Here is a 24,201-nt window from a genome sequence, read left to right as displayed (position 1 = left end):
TGACCGACTGCTAGCGCAATATACGGCAAATTGTGCAATCCGGACATTTTGCGCGGTGAACCTGTACCGAAAGTGCATGTCCCGACACCTCACGTGCAGTCGGCTGTGGCCGACCACGCGGTCCGCGAATTGCTGACAATCGGTCCGGGCGGGCCGGCCGAGAGGCGGGCTAGGATCGGCATCCGCCAGGCCCGAAAAAGGGCGCACCACCGACAGGACGGGAAAGCTGTGTTCGATTACGGCGGGCGGACCGGTTACGAAGCGATCAGCGACATCGACCTCAAGGAGTTCCACGAGCAGGGCTTCCTCCTGCTGCGCAACGTGCTGACCGAGGACCACCGGGCGGCACTCGAGGCCACGGTCGACCGGGTGTACGCCGAGGAAAAGGCCGCCGGCAGGACCACCGCCGACGGCACCCTGCACCTGCTGGGCTTCCTGGACCGCGACGAACTCTTCGGCGACCTGCTCACCCATCCCATCGCGTTCCCCTACATGTGGGGGCTGGCCGGCTGGAACATCTACACCCACCACAACCACCTCGACGTCACCCCACCGGCGCTGGAGCCGGAGAAGCCGTACTGGGGGTGGCACCAGGACGGCTACCGGCAGAACTCCGACCCGGAGACGATGGACCCGAACCTGCCCCGGCCGATGTTCTCGCTGAAGGTGGCCTACGTCCTGTCCGACCTGTCGGAGACCGGCCGCGGCGCCACCAAGGTGATCCCCGGCAGCCACCTGCGCAACTCGCTGCCCCGCCCGACGGACCTCACCGTGCACAACCCGGATCCCGAAGGCACGGTCGAGATCACCGCGAACCCGGGCGACGCGTTCATCTTCGACCGCCGGCAGTGGCACTCCCGGTCGACCAACCTGTCCACGATCACCCGCAAGATGCTGTTCATCGGGTACACGTACCGCTGGATCCGCCCGCTGGACGAGTTGCATGTCGACAAGGACGGCCAGTGGTGGGCGAACCGGACGCCGGTGCAGCGACAACTGCTCGGCGAAGGCACCCACACCGCCAACTACTGGGGCATCAACTGGGACGGCTACATCGACGACGAGATCCCGCTCCGTAAGGAACTCAAGGAGCGTGGGCTGCTCGACCGCAGCATCCCCTGGCTGCGCTGATCTGCGGCGAACCGGGTCCGTCGTCGGCGCCCGCCCCGCCTGTGCGGGGATGGGCGCCGACGACGGACCCGGTGCCGTCAGCTGTCGATCGCGCGGCCAGTCCGTCGGCCCGACCGCTCGGCCAGTCGACCCGGCCAGTCAGTACCGGCTCATGCTGCGCCGGCCACCGACCCCGACGACCAGCGCCACACCGACCGCAGCCAGAATCACCTGCACGAAGAACTCCCGCCAGTCGAAGCCGGCGGTGCTGGCGAAGCCGCCGGCACGGGCGATGACGGTGCCCAGCAGGGCGGCGCCGACGCCGATCAGCATGGTCAGCCAGATCGGGATGTTCTGCTTGCCCGGCACGACCAGGCGGCCGAGCGCACCGATGATGAGGCCGACGATGAGAGCGGTGATGATGCCCATTACGGTCATTTTTTATCCTCCTTGTCGGAGATGTCGTGTTGTCCTTGGTGACCGCTAAGTTCCCGGCCATCGCGACAACCAAACCGATTCACCTCCGCCGACGATCAACCGCGTCAACGTCCGAAGGATGCCGCCACGTCCCGTACCGCCGCGTCCATGGTCGCGAAGGCCAACGGCGGCGGCTCGGCGAGGGCGAACCAACCGCACTCGGTGGCCTCGGCCGAGTCGAGTCGGACCCGGTCGCCGGCAAGGGTGGCCAGGAAGAAGCACTCCAGCACGCTCAACGTCTCGTCCTGGAACTCGTACTCACCCAGGTAGAGACCGACCAGCGCACCGAGCTCGACCTCGACGCCCAACTCCTCCCGGCACTCGCGCAGCGCTGCCGACCGGGGGTGTTCCGCCCCGTCGCAGAACCCGCCAGGAGTTTCCCACTGACCGGCCCGGGGCGGCTTGGCCCGCCGGATGGCCAGGAACCGGGTCCGGGCCGGGTTGGTCACCACCACGTTCACGGTCGGCCGGGAATTCTGGAACAGCTGGTAGCGGCAGCCACCGCAGCGCACCGGCGGCGGACCGGGAAGCCCGGCCCCGCACCGTGGGCAGTACGCCGCGCTCGGTCCGTACCCACGGGGGATCACCGCTTGCCACCGGACTTCCCGTCCGAGCCACCGCCGTCCGAGGTGGACAAGGCCGCGATGAACGCTTCCTGCGGCACCTCCACCCGGCCGACCATCTTCATCCGCTTCTTGCCCTCTTTCTGCTTCTCCAGCAGCTTGCGCTTGCGGCTGATATCGCCGCCATAGCACTTGGCCAGCACGTCCTTGCGGATCGCCCGGATCGTCTCCCGGGCGATCACCCGACTGCCGATCGCCGCCTGGATCGGCACCTCGAACTGCTGGCGCGGGATGAGGTTGCGCAGCTTGGCGGCGATCGTCGTGCCGTAGCTGTACGCCTTGTCCTTGTGCACGATCGCGCTGAACGCGTCCACCGGCTCACCGTGCAGCAGGATATCCACCTTGACCAGGTCCGACGGCTGCTCGCCGGAGGGCTCGTAATCGAGCGAGGCGTAGCCCTTGGTGCGGCTCTTCAACTGGTCGAAGAAGTCGAAGATGATCTCGGCGAGCGGCAGCGTGTAGCGCAGCTCGACCCGGTCGGCGGAGAGGTAGTCCATGCCCTGCAACGAGCCGCGCCGCCCCTGACACAGCTCCATCACCGCGCCGACGTAGTCGTTCGGGGTCAGTACGGTGGCCCGGACCACCGGCTCGTGCACCTCGGCGATCTTGCCGGTCGGGTATTCGCTCGGGTTGGTGACGGTGGCCGTCTCGCCGTCCTCCATCACCACCCGGTAGACCACGTTCGGGGCGGTCGAGATCAGGTCGAGGTTGAACTCCCGCTCCAGCCGCTCCCGAATGATCTCCAGGTGCAGCAGTCCGAGGAAGCCGCAGCGGAACCCGAAGCCGAGCGCGCCGGACGTTTCCGGCTCGTAGGTCAACGCCGCGTCGTTGAGCTTCAGTTTGTCCAGCGCCTCGCGCAGCGCCGGGTAGTCGGAACCGTCGATCGGATACAGCCCGGAGTACACCATCGGCCGGGGATCCTTGTAGCCGCCGAGCGGCTCGGCCGCCGGCCGGCCGTTGATGGTGACGGTGTCCCCCACCCGGGACTGCCGGACGTCCTTCACCCCGGTGATCAGGTAACCGACCTCGCCGACACCGAGCCCGGTCGCCTTGATCATCTCGGGTGAGATCACCCCGATCTCCAGCAGCTCGTGGGTCGCGCCGGTGGACATCATTTTGATCCGGTCGCGGGCCTCGATCCGCCCGTCAATCACCCGGACGTAGGTCACCACCCCCCGGTAGACGTCGTACACCGAGTCGAAGATCATGGCCCGCGCCGGTGCCGCCGCGTCACCGACCGGCGGGGTGAACTGGCGGACGATCTCATCGAGCAGGTACGAAACACCTTCGCCGGTCTTGCCGGAGACCCGGATGCAGTCGGCCGGATCGCCGCCGATCAGATGCGCCAGCTCCTCGGCGTACTTCTCTGGCTGCGCCGCCGGCAGGTCGATCTTGTTGAGCACCGGGATGATGTGCAGGTCGTTCTCCAGCGCCAGGTAGAGATTGGCCAGCGTCTGGGCTTCGATCCCCTGCGCCGCGTCGACCAGCAGCACCGCGCCCTCGCACGCGGCGAGTGAGCGGGACACCTCGTAGGTGAAGTCGACGTGCCCCGGGGTATCGATCATGTTGAGCACGGCCGACTCGCCCTGGCGTTCACCGGCTCGGATCGTCCAGGGCATCCGTACCGCCTGGCTCTTGATCGTGATGCCGCGTTCCCGTTCGATGTCCATCCGGTCCAGGTACTGGGCCCGCATCTGGCGCGGGTCGACCACCTCGGTGAGCTGGAGCATCCGGTCGGCGAGGGTCGACTTGCCGTGGTCGATGTGCGCGATGATGCAGAAGTTCCGGATGCTGCCGGGTTCGGTGGCACCGGGGGCGTTCACGCCGGAATCGGGCGTCGGAGGCACGGTGGTCCGTTCTGCTGGGCTGGAGTCCGTCGTCTCAGCCGGCGTCGCCGGCCGCAACCTATGTTCCCACGCCCCGATCGTCGGGGTGCCCATGCCCACCACTGGGCCACCACCTAGCGCGGCTGCCAACGCCGGATGCCGGCCGGGTGCCGCTGCCGGGGTTCGTGGCGGCGACGCGGCAGGATAGAGGGGTGGCTACAGTGCGGTTGCCCGCTATCCGGTATGACGCGACATCGGTTCGACCCGCCTGGGCGGACCTTCCACCCGATCTGCGCGCGGCGATCTGCGGTCGGCTCGGCAGCCCGGTGACCTGGGCGACCAGCGCCGGCGGCGGCTTCACCCGGGGCTTCGCCGCGACCCTGACCACCTCCGCCGGCGATCGGGTGTTCGTCAAGGCCGCGTCGTTGGTTGAGCAGCGACACCTCAGCGACTGGTACGCCCGCGAGGCGGCGCTGACGGGGGAACTGCCGGCCCAGGTAGCGGCGGCCAGGCCGCGGTGGACACTCACCACCGCCGGCTACTTCGTACTCTGTCTCGACTCGGTCGACGGCCGGATGCCGGCGCTTCCCTGGGCTCCGACCGAGCTCGACGCGGCCCTGGCCAGTTGGGCTGGCGCGGCCCACGTCCTGCGCCGGCCGCCGGCCGGACTGGTCAATATCGGTCTGCCCCGGCTGGCCGACCTGGCCAGCGCCGACCTGGCCTGGTGGCAGGAGATAGCCGCCGGCCGGGAAGCCATGCCGGTGTTCGACACCGACACCGACACCGACACCGATGGGCTGCTCCGGCGGCACCTGCCAGAGCTGGCGTCGCTGGAGGCGGACCTTCCCCGCCTGGTGTCCGACGACGCGGTCATCCACGGCGACCTGCGCCTCGACAACCTGCTGATCGACCGGACCGGGATGGCGTGGATCTGCGACTGGACCTGGGTGTGTCACGGTCCCGCCTGGTTCGACACGACGAGCCTGCTGGTCACCGCATTCGCCAGTGGTCTCGACGCGGACACGCTGTTCGCCCGGCACCCGACTGCGGTCGACGCGCCGCCCGGCGGGCTGGACGCGGCGCTGGCGGCGCTCTCCGGCTACTGGCTGACCCAGGCGTCCGCCGGGCCCACCGGCGCCTCCCCGCACGTCCGCGCCCACCAGCGGTTCAGCGGGGAGACGGCGCTGGCCTGGCTGGCCGCCCGGCGCGGTTGGCCCGGCCCGTTTTGGCCGGCGCACCGGTGAGCTGGTAGCCTTGCCCTTCGCGCGTGGCGACACGCGCCGCCAGCATGTATCCCGGTTGTCGGGCCCGGCTATCCGCCGGACTCCCGATATCTGTCCGGACCGGCCACTGCGCCGGACCCGGTCACCGGGATGACTCGGGCGGCCGCGTACGCCACAGGCGGATTGTCATTTTGGTCGTTTCGATTTCGGATGAGCAGGGCGAGGCTGTCGCGTGGCGAACATCAAGTCCCAAATCAAGCGCAACCGGCAGAACGAGAAGCGTCGGCTGCGGAACAAGTCGGTCAAGTCGGCGCTGAAGACCGCCGTCCGCAAGTTCAACGAGGCCAACGCGAACGGCGACACCGAGCAGGCTGCCGCGTTGATGCGGGAGGCCAGCCGCAAGCTCGACAAGGCCGTCAGCAAAGGCGTGATTCACAAGAACCAGGCGGCGAACCGCAAGTCCGCGATCGCCAAGCGCCTGCAGTCGATCGGCTCCTGACGATCCCGTTCCCACCGACCAGCCGACCTCGCGGATCAGCCGACCCGCGAGGTCGGCTGGTCCGTTTCGGGAGACCGATGCCACCAGCTGGCTCCGACCCATCCGACCCAGCGGAGCTGCGCCAGTCCCGACCCAACTGGTTTACGTCACTCGGGTACCGGTGGTTGGTGCTCGCTGAGCTGACCGGTGTGGACCACGTCCAGCAGCACTGTCGGCGCGGCAAGCGCAGCAGCGGTCGCGGCCGTAGGGCTGGGCGGGACGGTCTGCAGGAGTACCGTCGGCGCCGCGAGGGCCGCACAGGTCGCCGCTGACGCGGTAGCCGTCGCTGCGGTCGCCTCGACGTGGGCACCGCCGATCCGCCTGATCCGGATACCGGGACCAATCTGGACACCGGAGCCGGTCTGGATGCCGGGGACGGCGCTGCCGACCGGAAACGCCGGGCCGGTCCGGATCCCGGTAAACGACCGTACGGGCTGCCCGACCGCCGGGACCACCTCGCGGCGGAACATCTCCCGTTCCCGCTCGGGGACCAGCTCCGCCGACCGCTCGACCGCACCGGCGACCAGATCGTTGATTTTCACCATGACGGCCACCGCGACCGGCAGGACCAGCATGCCCCACCAGGGGATCAGTTCCGCCAGGGCGAGCAGCCCGCCCAGTACGAAGCTGCCCTCAAAGAAGGCCAGACAGGTCAACCCGCTGGGCTGCACGTACCGGAGCCGCAGCGCCCGGGCGTAGAGCGGCGGCAACTCGTCCTCGACGGCATCCTGCTCGTCGGCCGGGTTCTGATGGTCACGCGGCTCCCGATGGTCGCGACCGCTCACCGCTGATCACCACCGCTGCGACGGGCCTGCGCGACCGCGACAACGGCCCGCTCCAGCGCGTAGTCCCGGTCGTCCGACCCGCCCTTGACATCGGCATTGCACCGCGCCGCCGCGTGCATGGCATCGACCAGGCCTCCCGCACTCCAGCCCCGGCTCTGCCGTTGCGCACGCTCGATCTTCCAGGCGGGCATGCCGAGACTGCTCGCCAGCTGGTACGGGCTCCCCCGACCGGCGGATGCGACCCGGGCCACGGTACGGATGCCGTCGGCGAGCGCGTCGGCGATCGGCACCGGATCTACTCCGACGTGCAGGGCCCACCGCAGTGCTTCCAGGGCTCCCGGCACGTCGCCGATGATCGCCGCGTCGGCCACGGTGAATCCGCTCACTTCGGCACGACCCCGGTAGTACCGGGCCACGGTCGCCGCGTCGACCCGGCCGCCCGTGTCGGCCAGCAGTTGGGTGCAGGCCGCAGACAGCTCCCGCAGGTCGTTGCCGACCGCGGCGAGTAACGCCTCGGCGGCGTCGTCGGTGCACCTGCCGCCGGCGCGCCGGAACTCGTCGCGGACGAAGGCGACCCGTTCCCGGTGCCCCTTGAGCTTGGCCGCCGGCACCACGGTCGCCCCGGCCGACCGCAGCCCGTCGGCGAAGGCCTTCCCCTTGGCACCGCCCGCGTGGGTGACCAGCAGCGTCACGTCCGGATCGGGTTGCCTCGCGTATCCGAGCAACGCGGCGGTCAGGTCCTTTCGGGCATCCTGGCCGCTGCGCAGGACGAGCAGTCGCCGACCGCCGAACAGGGACGGGCTGAGCATCTCGGCGACCTCGCCGGCGCTGACCGCGCCCGCCTCGTACTCCCGGACGTCGGCGTCGGGATCGGTGGACCGGGCAGCCTGGACGGCTTCCGTCACAGCCCGAGTGACCAGAAGTTCCTCGTCACCGAGCACGAGTACCACGGCGGGCGGGGCGGCAATTTTCACGCCCGCCATAGTCGCACGGGTCGTAGCACCGAGATCAACCCCCAATTTTTCGCTGAGTAGTCGTTCGATCACTCTCCGATAATAGGGACATTTGTCGGCGAGCTGTTACGAACGACACCGGAACATCCCAGTTGACTGTGGTGTTCCGTCCCACCCGGATCAGCCGCTACGGGCGTTGGCGTCAGCTCTCCGGTGGGAGACCGCGAGCCCGCCGTCACGCCCTACCACCGCGAGATCACCGTCGACATCGGTCCGCAGCACCCGCGCTCCCCGCGCCGACAACCGGGCGAGCACTCCCGGATCCGGATGTCCGTACCGGTTGTCGGCACCGACCGGCACCACCGCAACCCTGGGTGCCACTGCGTCCAGGAAGCCGACATCCTGGAAGGCCGACCCGTGGTGGGCTACTTTGAGCACGTCCGCCCGCAGTCCGGCCGCCCCGAACCGGTCCAGTAGCGCTTCCTGCGATTCGTGCTCGGCGTCACCGGTCAACAGGATCCGTACACCATCCACGACGGCCAGCAGCATCAGGGAGTTGTTGTTCGGATCGGACCTGGTCCCGATGAACGGCTCGGTGGGACCGAGCACCGTCAGCTCGACCGGGCCGCGACGGTAGCTCCAGCCAGGCGAAACCGGTCCGACCGCGACGCCTCGGGCCGCCGCCGCCAACTGCACCGCGTCCCGGCCGGCAGCCGGCTCCGGCCACCCGGTAGTCGCCACCGCCGAGACCAGACGGTGCCGCAGGACACCGTCGACGCCAGCTACATGGTCGGCGTGGAAATGACTGATCACCAACAGCGGCACTCGGCTGATGCCGAGACGACGCAGGCACCGGTCGGCCGCAGCCGGGTCCGGGCCGGCGTCGACGACCACAGCGGACCGGGCACCGGCGGGTAGCACCACCACATCCCCCTGGCCCACCGCACAGACCGCGACCACCCAGCCATCCGGTGGCCAGCCCGACGCGGCGAGCCGCACCGGCAGCGCCCCGACCACGGCTCCGACCGCCACCACCGCCAGCACTCGACGGGCGATCCCGTGGCGGGCCAGGACCAGCACGACGACCGTCAACGCGGCGAGGGACAGCGCACCGAACGCCCCGTCCGGCCACGGCAGCGACCCCCCGGGAACCCGCGCCCCGTATCGGGCCACCGTCACCAGCCACCAGGCTGGCCAGTGACTGAGCCAGGCGAGCAGCTCGGCACCGCCCGGCCAGACCGGTGAGACGACGGCTGTCGCCACCCCGAGCACCGTCGCCGGGGCGATCGCTGGCACCACGAGCAGGTTGGCGGGGACCGCGACCAGGCTGATCAGCCCGGACAGGCCGGCGACGACCGGGGTGCAGGCCAGCTGCGCCGCCGCCGGGATCGCCAACGCGTCCGCCAGCGGAGCGGGAACGCCACGAACCACCATCGCGTCCCGCCAGCCGGGTGCGAACAGCAGCAGACCACCGGTCGCCAATACAGACAGGGCGAACCCCGCGTCCGAGGCCAGCTCCGGATCGACCACGACCAGGACGGCCACGGTCGCGCCGAGCGCGGGCAACGCCGCCCGCCGACGTCCGGTCGCCAGCGCGAGCAGCCCGACTGCACCCATCACCCCGGCCCGTACCACACTGGGCGAGGGACGGGCCAGGATCACGAAGCCGACCAGCGCCACGGCGCACGCGACCGCAGTCAGGCCGGGACCAGCCCGACACCAGCGCATCCCGAGCAGGACGAAACCGACGACGACCGCGACGTTGGAACCACTCACCGCGACGAGATGGGTCAGCCCGGTCGCCCGGAAGTCCTCCTCCACCGCAGGATCCAGCCGGCTGGTGTCGCCGACGACGAGACCGGGCAACAGGCCACCGGGCTGGTCTGGCAACGGCTCGCAGGCGCGCTGCAGGCCCGACCGCAAAACACCGGCCGCCCGCTGCGTCCAGATGGAGGACCCGACCGGCGTCGGGTCCTCCCCGGTGGACAGCACGGCTGCAGTCAGATCACCACCGCGTGGTGGCGCCAACCGGCCGGCGACCCGCACCCGCTGCCCGGGCAGCAGCCCGTCCCAGGCATTGCTGGTGCCGAGAACGAGCAACCGCACCGGACCGACCAGCCGACCCGCGACGCCGTGGTCGGGCCGGACGGCCGGCGAGCCGGACAGGCCAGCCAGCCGGACCGGCACCAGCCACAGCGGCGGTCCCGCCACCGCCGACCTGACCCGTCGAGGATCATCGCGGATCACCAGCTCCGCAGTGACCGCCGCACGGTCGTCGACCAGTGCCGCAAGCGGCCCGGCGTCGCGCGCCGCCACCCGTGCGCCGGCAGCGGCGGCACCGCAGACGACCCCGAGCACCACCGCCATGGCCAGCCAGCCGTACGCGTGCATCCACCTGGTCAGCCGGGGCAGGTCGGAGTCGTTGCCGGGCCGCCGGGCCGCCCGGCTGCGGCCGGTGCCCGTACCCCTGGTCAGGTAGACGCCGAGCAGGCCGACCAGCGTCACGCCACCGATGACCAGTGCCACCGCCAGTACAGCCGTGCCGCACACCACAGCGAAGGCGGCCAGCCAGCAGGCCACCGCGAATCCGGCCAGCCGCAGATCCGGCGGCCCGACCCGGTTGTCGCCGGATGCCTTCACACCGTCACCAGCCCACGCAGCTGGTCGAATCGCGCGTCGCCGATACCGCTGACCTTGCGCAGGTCGTTGACGGACGCAAACCCGCCTACCCGCTCGCGATGATCGATGATTCGCTGGGCGAGCACCGGGCCGACCCCCGGCAGCGTCTCCAACTGCTGCTGGCTGGCGGCGTTCAGGTCGACCTTGCCGGTCCCACCCGGCTGGCCGGCGGCAGGGGCAGGCCCGGTCACGGCTCCCGGCGGCGGGGTGACCCCGACCACGACGAGCTCGCCGTCCTGAACCGGGCGGGCCAGATTGAGCCAGGCGACGTCGGTGTCGGGCAGTGCACCACCGGCCGCTTCCAGGGCATCGGCCACCCGGGAACCTGCCGGCAGGGTCACCAGACCTGGCCGGTGGACCCGACCGGTCACCGCGACGATCAGCTGTGTCGGTCCACCGGTACCGGTCGTCCCGGGTCCAGCCGCAGCGGGACGGCCCTCAGGACCCGGCCCACCGGCCGCGGCCGGCACCGGGGCGGTCTGGGCCGGGACGCCGTCGGCGGACGGCACCGGCTCGACCCGGGGTCGAGCCCGCCAGGCGAGCAGCGCGGCGACGGCGACCACCACGACAGCCACGGCGGCGAGTGCCCGTACTCCCCGCCGGCCAGGGTCGAAGGCGGGCAGCCGGGCGGCCGCCCCGGAGAAGGCCGGGCCGTCGAGGTCGAGTGGGTCGCCCGATCCGACCGGATCTCCGCGGTCGCGGTCGGCCGGACCGCTGCGGCCGGTCGGCTCCCCGTGGTCGTGGCCGGTCGGCCGGTCGTGGTCTACCGGCGCCCGTAGGCCGCCACCGGCGTGGGTCAGCAGGGCCAGCCGCCGCTGGACGGTGTCGTCGTCGGTCACGTGCAGAAGCTATGCCGCCGGCCAGGACGGCGGACCGGGCTGCGGGCCGGGCTGTGGACGACCGGCGCGTTGTGGACGATGCCCCGTACCGGACCCGGATCTTGCTATGGGCCGGCGGTCAGAAGCCCGCCCGCCGGTGCACCACGACCGAGAGCAGACCGGGGCCGGCGTGTGCCGTCACCACCGCCCCGATCTGCGCCACGTGCACGTCCTGCAGCCGGTCACCCAGCCGGGAGGTCAGTTCCGCACACAGGGCGGCGGCCCGGTCTGGATCGTCGAGATGGTGTACGGCGACATCGACCCGCGACGCGTCGCCGGCCGCGAGACAGGCGAGGTCGACCAGCTTGGCCAGGGCACGGGCGGCGGTGCGTACCTTGTCGCGCAGCACGATGTGGCCGTCCTGCACCCGCAGGATCGGCTTGACCGCCAGCGCCGTACCGAGCAGCGCGGACGCTGCCGTGATCCGACCGCCGCGCCGCAGATGCTCCAACGTGTCGACGTAGAAGAAGGTTCGGGTGCGCGCCGCTGCGGCGGTCGCGGCGGCGCTGACCTCGGCCAGGTCACCCCCGGTGGCCGCCACCGTCGCCGCAGCGAGCGCCGGGAAGCCGAGCCCCATGCCGGTCGAGCCGCTGTCCACCACCGCGACCCGGTCCGGGCCGGTCTGCCGGGCGGCCAGTTCGGCGGCCGCGACCGTGCCAGACAGCCCGGCCGACAGGTGCACCGACACGACCCCGGAGCTACCGGCACCCAGCAGTCGCCGGTACGTCTCGGCGAACTGCTCGGGCGCGGGTCGCGAGGTGCTGACCGTCGACCGCCGCACGGTCAACGCGTGGGCCACCTCGGTCGGGGTCAGATCGAGGCCTTCCCGGCGTTCGACGCCGTCGACCAGCACGGTCAGCGGCACCACCGTGAGGTGGTGCCGCTGCGCCAGATCGGCCGGCAGGTAGGCGGTGGAGTCGGTCACGACCGCGACGGACATGCCGGCACGCTAGCTGATCGTCGGTAATCGTGCCGGGTCAGGCCACCGGTGGGGTCGGACCGGCTGTCGGATAAGCCGGCGATCAGGTCGGACCGGCTGCCGGGTCAGACCGGGGCGGGGATGTCCCGGGTGCTGCTCACCCCGACGTTGTGTGCCCGCAGTTGCCAGCCACGCGACTCGTCGTACCGCAGCTCGGTCCAGTGGCAGTTCTGCAGCGGCGCGACGGTACGCAGCACCGCGCCCCCCCAGCCGAGCAGATGGCCACAGCCCTGCCGGGCCGCACCGCCGTGGGTGGCGACCACCACGGTCCCGCCCGGCGCCGCGTCAGCCGCGTCCTGCAACGCCTCCCCGACCCGTTTACCAAGGTCGTCGAGGCTCTCCACGGCACAGCCGGGCGACGGATCGCCGGCTCGCCAGCGGGCGTGCTCGGCGGGGAACCGTTCCGCGATGGTCGGCATGGTGAGCCCCTGCCAGAGCCCGTACTGCCGCTCCCGCAACCGGGGATCGGATCGGATCGGAAGGCCGGTGAGTGCCGCCAGGGCCGCTGCGGTGTCGGCGGCCCGCTGCAGGTCGCTGGCGACGATCGCGTTCGGTCGTAGCGCCGCGATCAGCGGCGCGGCGGCGGCGGCTTGGGTCCGGCCGAGGTCGTTGAGCGCGGTGTCGGTCTGGCCCTGCACCCGGTCGCCGGCGTTCCAGTCGGTGTTGCCGTGCCGCCAGACGATCAATCGGGTCACTCGGTGGCCCCGGCTTCGGCCTCGACCAGGTCGCGGTCGACGAACGGGATGACCGGACAGTCCTTCCAGAGCCGGTCGAGGGCGTAGAACTCGCGTTCCTCGGTGTGCTGGACGTGTACCACGATGTCGTTGAAGTCGAGCAGCACCCACCGGCCGGCACGGTCGCCTTCACGCCGGATCGGCTTGGCCTTGTCCGGCAGCCGGACCAGGCTCTCCTCGATGGCATCGACGACGGCCAGCACCTGGCGCTCGTTGGGCGCCGAGGCGAGCACGAAGGCGTCGGTGATCGCCATCCGGTCGGCCACGTCGATGACGACGATGTCCTGCGCCTTCTTGTCGGCGGCGGCCTGGGCGGCCGTCAGGGCCAGCTCCCGCGCGCGCTCTGAGGCGCTCATCGGATCACCTCGACAACACTCCTTCAGCTAGACAGCTTCGCTGCTCTAGCCTCTCACACTCGACCAGCCAGGAAATGCGGATATAACACCCAAATTATGACACCGAGGAGTCATCCCCCCGAAGATTCCGTCTCATACAGCCGACGTTTGGCGATGTACTGCACCACCCCGTCCGGCACGAGGTACCACAGCGGTTTGCCGGCAGCCACCCGCGCCCGGCACTCGGTCGACGAGATCGCCATCGCCGGCACCTCGACCAGGGACACCGTGTCGGCCGGCAGGTGTTCGGCGGACAACTCGAACCCAGGCCGGGTCACCCCGATGAAGTGGGCCAGCTCGAACATCGTATCTGTGTCCTTCCAGGACAGGATCTTCTCCAGGGCGTCCGCGCCGGTGATGAAGAACAGCTGCGCCTTCGGCCCGTACACCGAGTGCAGGTCGCGCAACGTGTCGACGGTGTACGTCGGGCCGGGCCGGTCGATGTCCGCCCGGCTCACCTGGAACGTCGGGTTCGACGCGGTCGCGATCACGGTCATCAGATACCGGTCCTCGGCCGGAGTGACGGTCAGCCCGGCCTTCTCCCACGGATCCCCGGTCGGCACGAATACCACCTCGTCGAGCGCGAAACGCTCGGCCACCTCGCTCGCCGCGACCAGGTGACCCTGGTGGATCGGATCGAAGGTGCCGCCCATGATGCCGACCCGACGGATGCCATCGTCCATCGACGAATCGTATGCCGATGATCCACCCACCCGGGCTGTCGCGTGGCGTAGGCAACACTTTCGGGGGGCTGCTCCCGCTTTGCGCCTACGGCGATCCCCGCCTACGCGGGTCCTGCACCGGCACCGGCTGCGTACCGACGTCGGGCGGCCAACGCCCGGTCCAGTTCGTCGGTGGCGTCGGTTACCACCCGGCGCAGCCCGGCGGTGAGATCGTCGCGGGCCAGCATCGCGGTCGCCGCCGCCCGGGTCCGCTCGCTCACCGCGAACTGTGGAAAGGCCGATTCCGCCACCCGGTCGGCGAGCCACGCCGTACGGCGCCGGGTCGCCGCCGGCAGATCGGCGAAGTACCGGTCGACGTACGGCGCCGTCAGCTCGGTCTGTTCCGGCTGCCAGAACCCTTCCGCGTACGCCTCGACGAGACGGTTGGACAGCCTGGTATCGGTCACGATCGTCTGCCAGGCACGCTCCTTGGCGGCCGGGTCCGGCACCGCCGCACGGCACTTCGCGGCCCACTGCTCACCGGCCGCGCTGCGGTCCCGGCCGGCCTCGTCGTCGATCTCGGTCACGCCGACACCGCCGCACGCTGCCAGCCGGTAGAGCAGCAGCCAGCGCAGGTCGGCGTCGACCGCCAACCCGGCCGGCACCACCCGCCCCGTCAACCACCCGCGCAACCAGTCCACGTCCCCGCTGGCGGTGATCGCCCCCCGGGCAGCGGCCAACTGGACCGACGTTCCGGGCCCGGCCACGGCCAGCAGCCGGGCGCAGGCGGCACCGAGCCGGGATCGCAGCACCGGACGGTCCACCGGATGCGCGTACCGGTCGATCACCGACCGGCTCAGCCGCAGCACGTCCTCGATGACCACCACCACGGTCTCGGTCGGCAGGGCCAGCTCGATCAGCGCCGCCAGGTCGGCGACCGGCTGCTGCGCGTCACGTACCGCGTCCAGGGTCGCGGTCCATGACACCGCCCGGGCCAGCGGTTCGGTCATTCCGGGCAGCATCGCCGGCAGCGCGGCCGCCGACGCCGGGTCGAACCGTGCCTTGGCGTACGTAAGGTCACCGTCGTTGACCAGCAGCAGGTCGGCCGCCGGCTCACCGACCAGCGCCGGCACCAGGGTCCGCCCGCCGTCGACGTCCGGGGCCAGGTCCACCGCCAGCCAGCGCCGCCGCACCGACACTCGCCGGTCCCCGGTCGCCTCGGCGTCGAACAACCCCAGCCCGATCCGGTGCGGACGCAGCACCGGATGGCGCTGCGGTGCGGTCTGGATCAGGGCGACCTCCCGGTATCGACCGGCCTCGTCGACGACCGTCTCGGCCCGGATCGTGTTCACCTGCGCCTGCCGCAGCCACCGTTCCGCCCAGCCGGACAGGTCCCGGCCGCTCGCCGCAGTCAACGCGTCGAGCAGGTCGGCCAGCGTGGCGTTGCCGAACCGGTGGGCGGCGAAATGCGCCCGCAGCCCGGCCAGCAACGGCTCGTCGCCCAGCCAGGCCACCAACTGGCGCAGCACCGACGCGCCCTTGGCGTACGAGATGCCGTCGAAGTTGAGCAACGCCCGCTCGGCGTCGGCGACCTCCTCCGGCGCCACCGGATGGGTCGACGGGCGCTGGTCCGCGGCGTACCCCCAGGATTTGTAGAGGATGCCGAAAGTCGTCCAGGCGTCGGTGAACCGGGTCGCCTCGGCGGTCACCCGCACCCCGAGGTACTCGGCGAACGACTCGTTCAGCCACAGGTCGTCCCACCACCGCATGGTGACCAGGTCGCCGAACCACATGTGGGCCATCTCGTGAGCGATGGTGGTGGCCCGCCGCTCGCGTTCGCTGTCGGTGACCGCCGATCGGAAGATGTGGTCGTCGCGGAAGGTCACCAGGCCCGGGTTCTCCATCGCGCCGGCGTTGAACTCGGGCACGAACGCCTGACCGTAGCCGCCGAACGGATACCGCACGTCGAACAGCTCGTGGAACCGGTCCAGGCACTGCCGGGTGATCGTGAAGATCTCCTCGGCATCGACGTCCAGGTGCGGGCCGAGCGAACGCCGGCAGTACAGCGCCAGCGGGACGCCGTCGTGCTCGGCGTGGCGGGCGTGGTACGGCCCGGCGATCAGGGTCACGAGGTACGTCGCCAGCGGCACCGTTGGCGCGAACTCCCAGCGCCCGTCCACCGGCGCGCCGACCGGCTGGCCGTTGCCGGCCACCGTCCACTGCGGCGGCGCGGTGACCCGTAGCCGTACGGGTGCCTTCAGGTCTGGCTGGTCGAAGCAGGCGAAGATGCGCGGCGCGTCGTCCAGGAACGACATGGCATACAGGTACGTCTCACCGTCGGCCGGGTCGACGAAGCGGTGCAGCCCCTGCCCAGAGTTGGAGTACGCCATCCGCGCCTCGACGGTCAGCGTGTTACGCCCGGCGAGCCCGGTCAGCGGCACCCGGTTGTCGTCGAGGCCCGCCGGATCCAGGTCGACGTCGTTGAGCCGTACCCGGGTCAGTTTCGCCGGGGCGACCTCGACGAACGTCGCGGCTCCCGGCGCGGCCCGGAACTCGATCACGCTGGTCGAACCGAACTCGGTGTCACCGATGGTCAGGTCGAGGTCGATCGTGTACGACTCGACGGTGATCGCCTCGGCGCGCTCGGCCGCCTCGACGCGGGTCAGGCTCGGCATCAGACCATCCTGCCGCACCCGCCCGGGGCGGCGGGCGTTAACCTGTGCCGGTAACCGGGCGTGTACCGCCCGACAGGTCCCGCGTGTGTTCCCCAGTATGTGTTTCCAGTATCGAAGGAGTCGACGATGGCGCAGCACCCCAAGGGCGATTTCGACCTGTCGCGGGCGGTGTGGCAGCGGGCCGAGGGCGACGCGTCCGAGGGCGCAGTCGAGATCGCGTTCGTCGACGACCTGATCGGGATGCGTAACTCGGCCGAGCCGGACGGTCCGATCCTGGTCTTCACCCAGGCCGAGTGGGACGCGTTCGTCGCCGGCGCCCAGGACGGCGAGTTCGACCTGGATTGACTCGACGGTTGCGCCGGCCCGGGGCAGGAGCGCGGTCAGCCGCCACTGTGCGGCCGCTTTGTCGCCAGCCGAGTCAGCCGACCTGATCGCACAGGTGGCCAAGAGCATCGGCTCTCCGGGAGTGCGTGACAGTGGACCACATTGAGTTGGTCAGGGCCCACGGGTAGTCAGCTTCGCTGAGTCGTTCCGCTGGATGGTCGCCGAGTATCTGGGACCGGTCCGCCGGGCCGGGCAGGGCCTGCGGCGCTCAGATCGTAACGACGGCGAGTGCTTCCCCTGCTCGATGGCGATGACGGTCTGTCGGGGCACGCCGAGCCGTTTGGCCAGCTCGGCCTGGGTCATCTCACCGTTGGCGAACGGTAGGGCGGCCCGGATCGAATTGGTCACCCTGGTCGGTCTGCCCACCTGTCACCACCCCCGGCGATACGCGACGATCTTGACGATCGCGCCGACCGACATCGACACCACGAACACCGCGTAGATGGCGTTGGCGATCCAGAAGAGGTCGAGCTCGGCCAGGGTCAGCCCGAGCGGCAGTACCATCCCGGTCGAGAGGATCAGCCCGGCGACGTAGTCGCCCCGGCGGTTGATGTCCTTGTCGCGGACGTCGATCTGGTACGTCTCGCTGGGTGCCGCCATCTCCACCACGATCCGTACCACCATCGCCGCGACGATGGCGACAATCTTTGACACTCCTGGACTGAGAGACACCGGCTGCAGCAGGCGGGTCGGGCCAGGACTACAGCGCGTCGTCGAGCAGGATGCGCCGCTGGTCGGTCGGCGTCACCAGGTGTACGCCGAGCAGCCGCACGCCGGCCTGCCCGCACACGTGGTACGCGGTGTGGAACCAGAGCCGGTCCGGGTCGCCGACCGCGCTCGAACCGGACCGGGTGAGCACCACCAGCATCGAGCCGTCACCCGCCCGCTCCGCGAGCGCGTTGGCGAAGATCCCGACCGCCTGGGCGCAGCCGTCCGGGTCGAGCCGCGCCGGCAGGTCGTCGACCGGACAGTGGACCTGAACGCGGTCCTCCTCGTCACAGAGAACGAACCGCACCCCGCGCCGACCCCGCTCCCACCGCTCAATCGCCGCAGCGAGATGAGCATCGATAGCCTCGGGGCTGTCCAGAACCGGCGAATCGCTCATGACCCGACATCGTCCACCATTCGCCCGGGATCGGCCACCCCGTCCGCTTCGCCGGGCAGCATGAGCCAGGACGGTCAGGCCGCAGCGACCGGAATCCGCTTTTCAAAGCAGACGCTGTACGGATTGCCGACGTACTCGCCGTAAACCGGGATCCGGGCGTAGCCTGCCGACGCGTACAGGTGCAGCGCCACCGGCAGGTAGCTGCCGGTCTCCAGTCGGAAGACGGTGTGCCCGGCCGCGTACGCCGACTCCTCCAGCGCGGTCAGCAAGTGCCGTGCGATCCCCCGGCCCCGGTAGGCCGGCCGTACGTACACATGTCTGATCTCGGCGGTCTGCGCGTCCAGCGCCTGGACGGCACCACAGGCGACCGCCCGCCCGTCCAGCACGCACACCAGATACCGGGCGTCGTCGTGCACCGGGAACCCGACCGGGTCGACCGGTCGGCCGGCACGCTCCGCCTCAGCCAGCTCGCGCTGCTGGGTCATGATCAGGGCGGCGACCTCCGGGTCGGTAGGCAGACGGCGCTCGATCAACACTCAGTCACAATAGACAAGACGCGTTTCCCGAAGGTTTCGTCCAGTTGGCCGGGATCAGGCCTGATTCCGACAACCCGACGTTCACCTGCCACCCACCCACTTGGTAACAGTCAGTTACCTCGATACGTCCGGGTCGTCCTCGACCGGCCGCTGCCGGCGGGCCTTGCGGTCCGCCAGCCGCTGCGCGGCGCTGGCCCGGCTCGACTGCTCCTCCAGCCGGACGTCTGTGCCACGGGAGCTCGGCACATACTCGACGTCAGCGAAGTGGCTCGGCTGCCAGTCGAACTCCCACGAGCCAATTCGCACCAACGCACCCGGCTCGGCGCCCGCCTTGGCCAACGCGTCCTCCACGCCCAGCCGGGCCAGCCGATCGGCGAGGAAGCCGACCGCCTCGTCATTGTCGAAGTTGGTCTGCCGTACCCAGCGTTCCGGGCGGGATCCCCGGACCCGGTACCCGCCGTCGGCGGCCGGCTCGACGGTGAATCCGGCGTCGTCGACGGCCGCCGGCCGCAGCACGATCCGAGTCGGCTCCAGCTCCGGGGCGGCCGCACGGGCGGCGGCGACCAGTTCCGCCAGTGCGTAGGTCAGCTCCCGCAGCCCTTCCCGGGTCGCCGTACTGACCTCGAACGCCCGCAGCCCGCGCGCCGTCAGGTCGTCTCGGACCAGCTCGGCCATCGCCCTGCCGTCCGGTACGTCGATCTTGTTCAGCACCACCAGCCGTGGACGGTCCGCCAGACCGCCGTACGCGGCCAGCTCCGCCTCGATCGCGTCGATGTCGGCCAGCGGGTCCCGCCCAGGTTCCAGAGTCGCCGTGTCGACCACATGGGCCAGCACGGCACACCGCTCGATGTGCCGCAGGAACTCCAGACCGAGGCCCTTGCCGGTGGCCGCACCGGGAATGAGCCCGGGTACGTCGGCGACGGTGAAGGTGTGCTCGTCGGCCCGGACCACCCCGAGGTTGGGCACCAGTGTGGTGAACGGGTAGTCAGCGATCCTCGGCCGCGCCGCCGAGATCACCGAGATCAGCGACGACTTGCCGGCCGAGGGAAAACCGACCAGACCCACGTCGGCGACGCTCTTGAGCTCCAGTACGACGTCAAGCTGCTCGCCCGGCTCGCCCAACTCAGCGAAGCCAGGGGCCTTGCGCCGGGCGCTGGCCAACGCGGCGTTGCCCCGGCCGCCCCGGCCACCCCGGGCGATCTCCAGGCTGGTGCCGGCGCCGACCAGATCGGCCAGCACTTCGCCGTCGAGACCCTGCACACTCGTCCCGTTCGGCACCTTGAGCACCAGATCGGCACCTTTGGCACCGTCCCGGTTGCCGCCCGCACCGCCCTTGCCGTTCTCCGCCTTGGCGTGCGGCCGGAAGTGGAAATCGAGCAGGGTGTGCACCTGCGGGTCGACGACCAGGGTGACGCTGCCGCCATGCCCGCCGTTGCCGCCGTCCGGTCCACCGAACGGCTTGAACTTCTCGCGGTGGATCGAGACGCAGCCGTGCCCACCGTTGCCCGCCAGCACATGCAGTACAACCCGGTCGACGAAGGTCGTCACGGCCCTATCCTCTCCACTGCCGCCGGAGGGACCGGCGGACACGACAGAGCGGGCTGGGACCTCTGGTCCGCAGCCCGCTCGTCAGGTTGCTCGACGAAGCGTCAGCCAGCAACGCCAGGGCGCCTGCCGGCGGCGGCGCTGTACGGCAGATGCTACTGCGCCGGCGGCACGATGTTGACCGTCTTGCGACCGCGCTTGGTGCCGAACTGCACCGAGCCGGTGGCCAGCGCGAACAGCGTGTCGTCGCCGCCCCGGCCAACCAGGTCACCCGGGTGGAACTTGGTGCCGCGCTGACGGATCAGGATCTCGCCGGCACTGACGACCTGACCACCGAACCGCTTCACACCGAGACGCTTGGCCTCGGAGTCACGGCCGTTCCGCGAGCTGGACGCGCCCTTTTTGTGAGCCATGGCTGGTGCCTACTTCCCGTTCGAGATGCCGGTCACCTTGACCTGGGTCAGCGGCTGACGGTGACCCTGGCGCTTGTGGTAGCCGGTCTTGTTCTTGAACTTGTGGATCCGAATCTTCGGACCCTTGGTCTGCGCGGCGATCTCGCCGGTCACAGCGACCTGGGCAAGCTTGGTCGCGTCGGTCACCAGGTCGTCGCCATCGACGAGGAGCACCGCGGGAAGCGTCACCGCGTCACCGGGGGCGCCGGTGATCTTCTCGACCTCGATCACGTCGCCCTCGGCGACCTTGTACTGCTTGCCGCCGGTCTTGACGATCGCGTACATCGGACGCGGACTCCTGTCGTTTGTCGCTGGCGGATGGTGTTCGTGGCAGCTCGGTGGACCGTCGGCTACGCCGTAGGGAACGGACGCGGCGGTCTCGGACTGAGCAGTCACGGGCACGCGGGAACCTGGCGCACCGGGTGCGCCACCGGCAAGGGTACGCCATGCCGGTGGCAACCCTCAAATCGACCCCGGTCAGGGATGGGTCCGGCGGCGGGTGCCCCCGCTGCGACGGACCCGCCGCCGACCGCCGGCGGCGTGGTCGGCCGCGGACGCGTCCTGGTCATCGTCGTCATCGGCGAGGTCGGGATCGTCCGCCCCGGCCAGGCGGACCGGTGCCGCGCCGTTGCCGTTCTCGACCACCGGATCCACCTCGTAGCGGGACAGGTCGTAGCCCATCGTCTCGTCCTCGTCCTCCGCGGTCGGATCGACCAGCGGTTGCGCTGCCGCGACGGGAACTTTGATCACGCCGGTGGTGATCGGGGCAGCCTCGGCGACGCCGACGACCACCACGTCGGCCGGCTCATCCGGCTGGTCCGCCCCGGTCACAGCCGTTACCTCAGGGGTACCCGTGACGTCAGGGGTACCCGTGACGTCAGGCGCCGGGGAGGTGTCGTCCGCCGGTTGATTGGCCTTGCGGCCCCGGCGGCGACCGCCGCCGGCCGTCGCACCACCCGTACCGCCACCGCTGGCCGGAGCTGCGGCGACCGCCTTCGCCCGGTCCCCGGCCCCGGTCCCGCCCGACGAACGCGGCTTCTCCGGCACCGGCTCGGTGTGAATGATCAGCCCGCGGCCCTTGCAGCAGTCACAGGTCTCGCTGAACGCCTCCAGCAACCCGGCACCGATCCGCTTACGGGTCATCTGCACCAGACCCAGCGACGTGATCTCGGTGACCTGGTGCTTGGTGCGGTCCCGGCCCAGGCACTCGGTCAGCCGACGCAGCACCAGTTCCCGGTTCGACTCCAACACCATGTCGATGAAGTCGATCACCACGATGCCGCCGATGTCGCGCAGCCGTAGCTGGCGGACGATCTCCTCGGCTGCCTCCAGGTTGTTACGGGTGACCGTCTCCTCCAGGTTTCCGCCGGCGCCGGTGTACTTGCCGGTGTTCACGTCGATGACGGTCATCGCCTCGGTCCGGTCAATCACCAGGTGACCACCGGACGGCAGGAACACCTTGCGGTCCAGGCCCTTGAGGATCTGCTCGTCGATGCGCCGCTCGGCGAACACGTCCGCCACCGCAGCGTGCCGGCGCAGCCGAGCCAGCAGGTCCGGCGAGACGTGCGCGAGGTAGGACTCCACCATCTCGTACGCGGTGTCACCCTGCACGACCAGTTCGCGGAAGTCTTCGTTGAACAGGTCCCGGACCACCCTGATGACCAGGTCCGGCTCCTCGTAGAGCAGCGTCGGTGCGCCACCGGAACCCGCCTTTGCCTGGATGTCCTCCCACTGTGCCTGCAGTCGCTTGACGTCGCGGGACAGCTCGTCCTCGCTGGCGCCTTCGGCCGCGGTCCGCACGATGACCCCGGCGCCGTCGGGCACCAACTTTTTGAGGATGTCCCGGAGCCGCTTGCGTTCGGTGTCCGGCAGTTTGCGGCTGATCCCGGAGGCGTTGCCGTTCGGCACGTACACCAGATGCCGGCCGGAGAGCGCGACGTGACTGGTGAGCCGAGCGCCCTTGTGCCCGATCGGGTCCTTGGTGACCTGCACCAGCACCGAGTCACCGGAACGCAGCGCCTGCTCGATGGACCGGGACCGACCTTCCAGGCCGGTGGCGTCCCAGTTGACCTCACCGGCGTACAGCACCGCGTTGCGGCCACGCCCCACGTCGACGAAGGCGGCCTCCATGCTCGGCAGCACGTTCTGCACCTTGCCGAGGTAGACGTTGCCGGCCATGGTGCCCGACGAGGCCCGGGTGACGTAATGCTCGACCAGGACGCCGTCCTCCAGCACGGCGATCTGGGTCCGGTCACCGCGCTGGCGCACCACCATGTCCCGGTCGACGGCCTCCCGCCGGGCCAGGAACTCCGATTCACTGAGGATAGGCGGACGGGTCCGCCGCTGCTCACGACCGTCCCGACGGCGCTGCCGCTTGGCTTCCAAGCGGGTCGACCCAGTGACGCCCTGCACCTCGTCAACGGTCTTGCGCGGTTCACGGATCTTGACGACGGTCGGCACACCGTCCTCGGCGCCGGACTCGGCGTCGCCGGAGCCACGTCGGCGGCGCCGACGCCGCCGACGGGTCGTGGAGTCGCCGTCGGCGTCGGCGTCGTCGGCCGATCCCGCGTCAGCGGGCGCCTCGGTCTCGTCGCCGGTGTCGGCGTCGTCCTCCTCCGCGCCGCCCTTGCCGCGGCCCCGGCCCCGGCGGCCCCGGCGCCGGCGGCGCCGGCCGGCAGGCGTGTCGTCGTCATCGTCGTCCGCGTCGGTGTCGGTGGTCGCCGCAGCGGGCTGCTCCTGCGGCGCCTCGGCTGCTTCGGTGACGGCCTCGGCCGTCGGCTCGCCGTCGGCGCTACGCCGGCCCCGCCGTCGGCGCCGCACCGGCTCGTCCTCGCCGGCCGCCTCAGCACCGTCGACGGCCCGGACAGCGGCCTCCGCTGCCGCCGGCTGGCCGGCGTCGGTGGCGACCGGCGGGCTTTTCGGATCGGGCGCCATGAACAGTACGACCGGTGGGCCGGCTGCCGCTCTGCGGCGGCGGGAAGGCGGCGCGGCGTCCGGCGCCGCAGCCGCGCCGTCGGTCGCCGAGCCGGGCTGGTCCACGGCGGCACCCGGTTCCGCGTCGGAGGCGGCGGTGGCCAGCGGCTCGGCTGCCGGCGTCGCGGGACCGGCCGGCGGCGATGTGGCCAGTTGGGCAGCGGCTGCTCCCGGGGCGGGTTCACTCTCCTCGGCCGGCACCACGACGGCCGGCTCGGCCGCCTTCTTCCGCCGGGTCCGAGTGGTCTTCTTGACGGCCGGCTCGGCCGGCTCCGCAGCGGAGTCGGCCGGCGGGCCGGCGTTGTCGGCCGGGCCACCCGTACCGGTGGTATCCGCGCCGGTGGTGTCCGCTGCCGTCGAACGGCGACGGCGGGTCCGCGACACCGCAGCCGGTTCACCGGTGGCTGGTGCCGGATCGGCCGAACCGCCGGTCGCGGCCGTATCGCCGCCGGTGGCCTCCGCCGCCGGCTCGGCGGCCGCCGCTGCGGCCTTGCTGGTCCGCCGCCGCGTCGTACGGGCGGTCGTGGATCGGGTCACATCAGCGGTGGCGCCGGCCGGTTCGGTACCGGTCCGGTCCCCGCCCTCGGGCTCGTTTTCGAGCATTGGACGTTCTCCAGTTCTGGCCGCCCCGGGCGCGGGTGAGCGCTGCCACGCAGGGTTGCCGCAAAA

The 24,201-nt window shown here is 70.8% G+C and carries 24 protein-coding genes; 4 read left to right on the top strand and 20 right to left on the bottom strand.

Annotation, left to right across the window (positions count from 1 at the left end; genetic code table 11):
• Nucleotides 1-228 precede the first annotated feature (228 nt).
• Nucleotides 229-1,131: a phytanoyl-CoA dioxygenase family protein gene (locus ACFHWU_RS11555; RefSeq protein ID WP_416554368.1), complete on the top strand. Its 903-nt coding sequence runs from the start codon at nucleotides 229-231 to the stop codon at nucleotides 1,129-1,131.
• Nucleotides 1,132-1,269: 138 nt separating this feature from the next.
• Here ACFHWU_RS11555 and ACFHWU_RS11550 read toward each other — a convergent pair whose 3' ends face one another.
• From ACFHWU_RS11550 to lepA, 3 genes are all read right to left on the bottom strand, one after another.
• On the bottom strand, nucleotides 1,270-1,548 hold the full coding sequence (locus ACFHWU_RS11550; protein WP_278170675.1) for a GlsB/YeaQ/YmgE family stress response membrane protein: 279 nt from the start codon (nucleotides 1,546-1,548) through the stop codon (nucleotides 1,270-1,272).
• 104 nt (nucleotides 1,549-1,652) lie between these two features.
• Entirely contained in the window at nucleotides 1,653-2,174 is a 522-nt protein-coding gene (locus ACFHWU_RS11545) for an NUDIX hydrolase (RefSeq protein WP_416590549.1), read from the bottom strand.
• On the bottom strand, nucleotides 2,171-4,057 hold the full coding sequence (gene lepA / locus ACFHWU_RS11540) for a translation elongation factor 4 (RefSeq protein WP_416554364.1): 1,887 nt from the start codon (nucleotides 4,055-4,057) through the stop codon (nucleotides 2,171-2,173). Before lepA ends, ACFHWU_RS11545 begins: the two co-directional genes overlap by 4 nt.
• 191 nt (nucleotides 4,058-4,248) lie before the next feature.
• Here lepA and ACFHWU_RS11535 point away from each other — a divergent pair, with 191 nt between their 5' ends.
• Entirely contained in the window at nucleotides 4,249-5,280 is a 1,032-nt protein-coding gene (locus ACFHWU_RS11535) for a phosphotransferase family protein (protein ID WP_416590548.1), read from the top strand.
• A 211-nt stretch (nucleotides 5,281-5,491) separates the two neighbouring features.
• Entirely contained in the window at nucleotides 5,492-5,758 is a 267-nt protein-coding gene (gene rpsT, locus ACFHWU_RS11530; RefSeq protein WP_278170679.1) for a 30S ribosomal protein S20, read from the top strand.
• A 146-nt stretch (nucleotides 5,759-5,904) separates the two neighbouring features.
• Here the strand turns inward: rpsT and ACFHWU_RS11525 are convergent, their stop codons facing one another.
• The 9 genes from ACFHWU_RS11525 to pepN all read right to left on the bottom strand — a co-directional run bounded on the left by ACFHWU_RS11525 (nucleotide 5,905) and on the right by pepN (nucleotide 16,537).
• Complete coding sequence (locus ACFHWU_RS11525) at nucleotides 5,905-6,582, bottom strand: hypothetical protein (RefSeq protein WP_416590547.1); 678 nt, start codon at nucleotides 6,580-6,582, stop codon at nucleotides 5,905-5,907.
• Nucleotides 6,579-7,565: a DNA polymerase III subunit delta gene (gene holA, locus ACFHWU_RS11520; protein ID WP_416554359.1), complete on the bottom strand. Its 987-nt coding sequence runs from the start codon at nucleotides 7,563-7,565 to the stop codon at nucleotides 6,579-6,581. Before holA ends, ACFHWU_RS11525 begins: the two co-directional genes overlap by 4 nt.
• A gap of 150 nt (nucleotides 7,566-7,715) precedes the next feature.
• Nucleotides 7,716-10,175: a ComEC/Rec2 family competence protein gene (locus tag ACFHWU_RS11515; protein WP_416590545.1), complete on the bottom strand. Its 2,460-nt coding sequence runs from the start codon at nucleotides 10,173-10,175 to the stop codon at nucleotides 7,716-7,718.
• Nucleotides 10,172-10,837: a helix-hairpin-helix domain-containing protein gene (locus tag ACFHWU_RS11510; protein WP_416554563.1), complete on the bottom strand. Its 666-nt coding sequence runs from the start codon at nucleotides 10,835-10,837 to the stop codon at nucleotides 10,172-10,174. Before ACFHWU_RS11510 ends, ACFHWU_RS11515 begins: the two co-directional genes overlap by 4 nt.
• 334 nt (nucleotides 10,838-11,171) lie before the next feature.
• Nucleotides 11,172-12,032: a DegV family protein gene (locus ACFHWU_RS11505; protein WP_416554355.1), complete on the bottom strand. Its 861-nt coding sequence runs from the start codon at nucleotides 12,030-12,032 to the stop codon at nucleotides 11,172-11,174.
• A 104-nt stretch (nucleotides 12,033-12,136) separates the two neighbouring features.
• Complete coding sequence (locus tag ACFHWU_RS11500) at nucleotides 12,137-12,766, bottom strand: histidine phosphatase family protein (protein ID WP_416590544.1); 630 nt, start codon at nucleotides 12,764-12,766, stop codon at nucleotides 12,137-12,139.
• Nucleotides 12,763-13,161, bottom strand: coding sequence for a ribosome silencing factor (gene rsfS, locus ACFHWU_RS11495; protein ID WP_123602988.1), 399 nt, complete (start codon nucleotides 13,159-13,161; stop codon nucleotides 12,763-12,765). The genes ACFHWU_RS11500 and rsfS overlap by 4 nt, the downstream gene beginning before the upstream one ends.
• Nucleotides 13,162-13,271: 110 nt before the next feature.
• Nucleotides 13,272-13,883, bottom strand: a complete 612-nt coding sequence (gene nadD / locus ACFHWU_RS11490) for a nicotinate-nucleotide adenylyltransferase (RefSeq protein ID WP_416554351.1) — start codon at nucleotides 13,881-13,883, stop codon at nucleotides 13,272-13,274.
• A 101-nt stretch (nucleotides 13,884-13,984) separates the two neighbouring features.
• Nucleotides 13,985-16,537: an aminopeptidase N gene (pepN, locus tag ACFHWU_RS11485; RefSeq protein WP_416554349.1), complete on the bottom strand. Its 2,553-nt coding sequence runs from the start codon at nucleotides 16,535-16,537 to the stop codon at nucleotides 13,985-13,987.
• 126 nt (nucleotides 16,538-16,663) lie between these two features.
• Between pepN and ACFHWU_RS11480 the strand changes: the two genes are divergently transcribed.
• On the top strand, nucleotides 16,664-16,882 hold the full coding sequence (locus ACFHWU_RS11480) for a DUF397 domain-containing protein (RefSeq protein ID WP_278170686.1): 219 nt from the start codon (nucleotides 16,664-16,666) through the stop codon (nucleotides 16,880-16,882).
• Between the two features lie 150 nt (nucleotides 16,883-17,032).
• Here the strand turns inward: ACFHWU_RS11480 and ACFHWU_RS11475 are convergent, their stop codons facing one another.
• The 8 genes from ACFHWU_RS11475 to ACFHWU_RS11440 all read right to left on the bottom strand — a co-directional run bounded on the left by ACFHWU_RS11475 (nucleotide 17,033) and on the right by ACFHWU_RS11440 (nucleotide 24,135).
• Complete coding sequence (locus ACFHWU_RS11475) at nucleotides 17,033-17,224, bottom strand: helix-turn-helix transcriptional regulator (protein WP_416554561.1); 192 nt, start codon at nucleotides 17,222-17,224, stop codon at nucleotides 17,033-17,035.
• A 66-nt stretch (nucleotides 17,225-17,290) separates the two neighbouring features.
• Entirely contained in the window at nucleotides 17,291-17,575 is a 285-nt protein-coding gene (locus ACFHWU_RS11470; RefSeq protein ID WP_416590543.1) for a hypothetical protein, read from the bottom strand.
• 46 nt (nucleotides 17,576-17,621) lie between these two features.
• Nucleotides 17,622-18,026 carry a hypothetical protein gene (locus ACFHWU_RS11465; RefSeq protein ID WP_416590542.1) on the bottom strand — a complete coding sequence of 135 codons (405 nt, stop codon included), beginning with the start codon at nucleotides 18,024-18,026 and terminating at the stop codon, nucleotides 17,622-17,624.
• A 74-nt stretch (nucleotides 18,027-18,100) separates the two neighbouring features.
• Nucleotides 18,101-18,562, bottom strand: a complete 462-nt coding sequence (locus ACFHWU_RS11460) for a GNAT family N-acetyltransferase (protein WP_416590541.1) — start codon at nucleotides 18,560-18,562, stop codon at nucleotides 18,101-18,103.
• A 114-nt stretch (nucleotides 18,563-18,676) separates the two neighbouring features.
• Nucleotides 18,677-20,110: a GTPase ObgE gene (gene obgE, locus ACFHWU_RS11455; protein WP_416554341.1), complete on the bottom strand. Its 1,434-nt coding sequence runs from the start codon at nucleotides 20,108-20,110 to the stop codon at nucleotides 18,677-18,679.
• A 152-nt stretch (nucleotides 20,111-20,262) separates the two neighbouring features.
• Nucleotides 20,263-20,520 (bottom strand): 50S ribosomal protein L27, encoded by a 258-nt coding sequence (gene rpmA, locus ACFHWU_RS11450; RefSeq protein WP_416554339.1) that lies wholly within the window; start codon nucleotides 20,518-20,520, stop codon nucleotides 20,263-20,265.
• 9 nt (nucleotides 20,521-20,529) lie between these two features.
• Complete coding sequence (gene rplU, locus ACFHWU_RS11445; RefSeq protein WP_123602998.1) at nucleotides 20,530-20,844, bottom strand: 50S ribosomal protein L21; 315 nt, start codon at nucleotides 20,842-20,844, stop codon at nucleotides 20,530-20,532.
• 192 nt (nucleotides 20,845-21,036) lie between these two features.
• The gene (locus ACFHWU_RS11440) at nucleotides 21,037-24,135 is read right to left on the bottom strand and encodes an Rne/Rng family ribonuclease (protein ID WP_416590540.1); all 3,099 of its coding nucleotides are present in this window, start codon (nucleotides 24,133-24,135) and stop codon (nucleotides 21,037-21,039) included.
• Nucleotides 24,136-24,201: the final 66 nt, after the last annotated feature.

The sequence above is a fragment of the Micromonospora sp. LOL_015 genome (assembly GCF_048060275.1).
GTDB lineage: Bacteria > Actinomycetota > Actinomycetes > Mycobacteriales > Micromonosporaceae > Micromonospora_E.
This window is presented reverse-complemented; position numbering and strand designations above follow the sequence as displayed.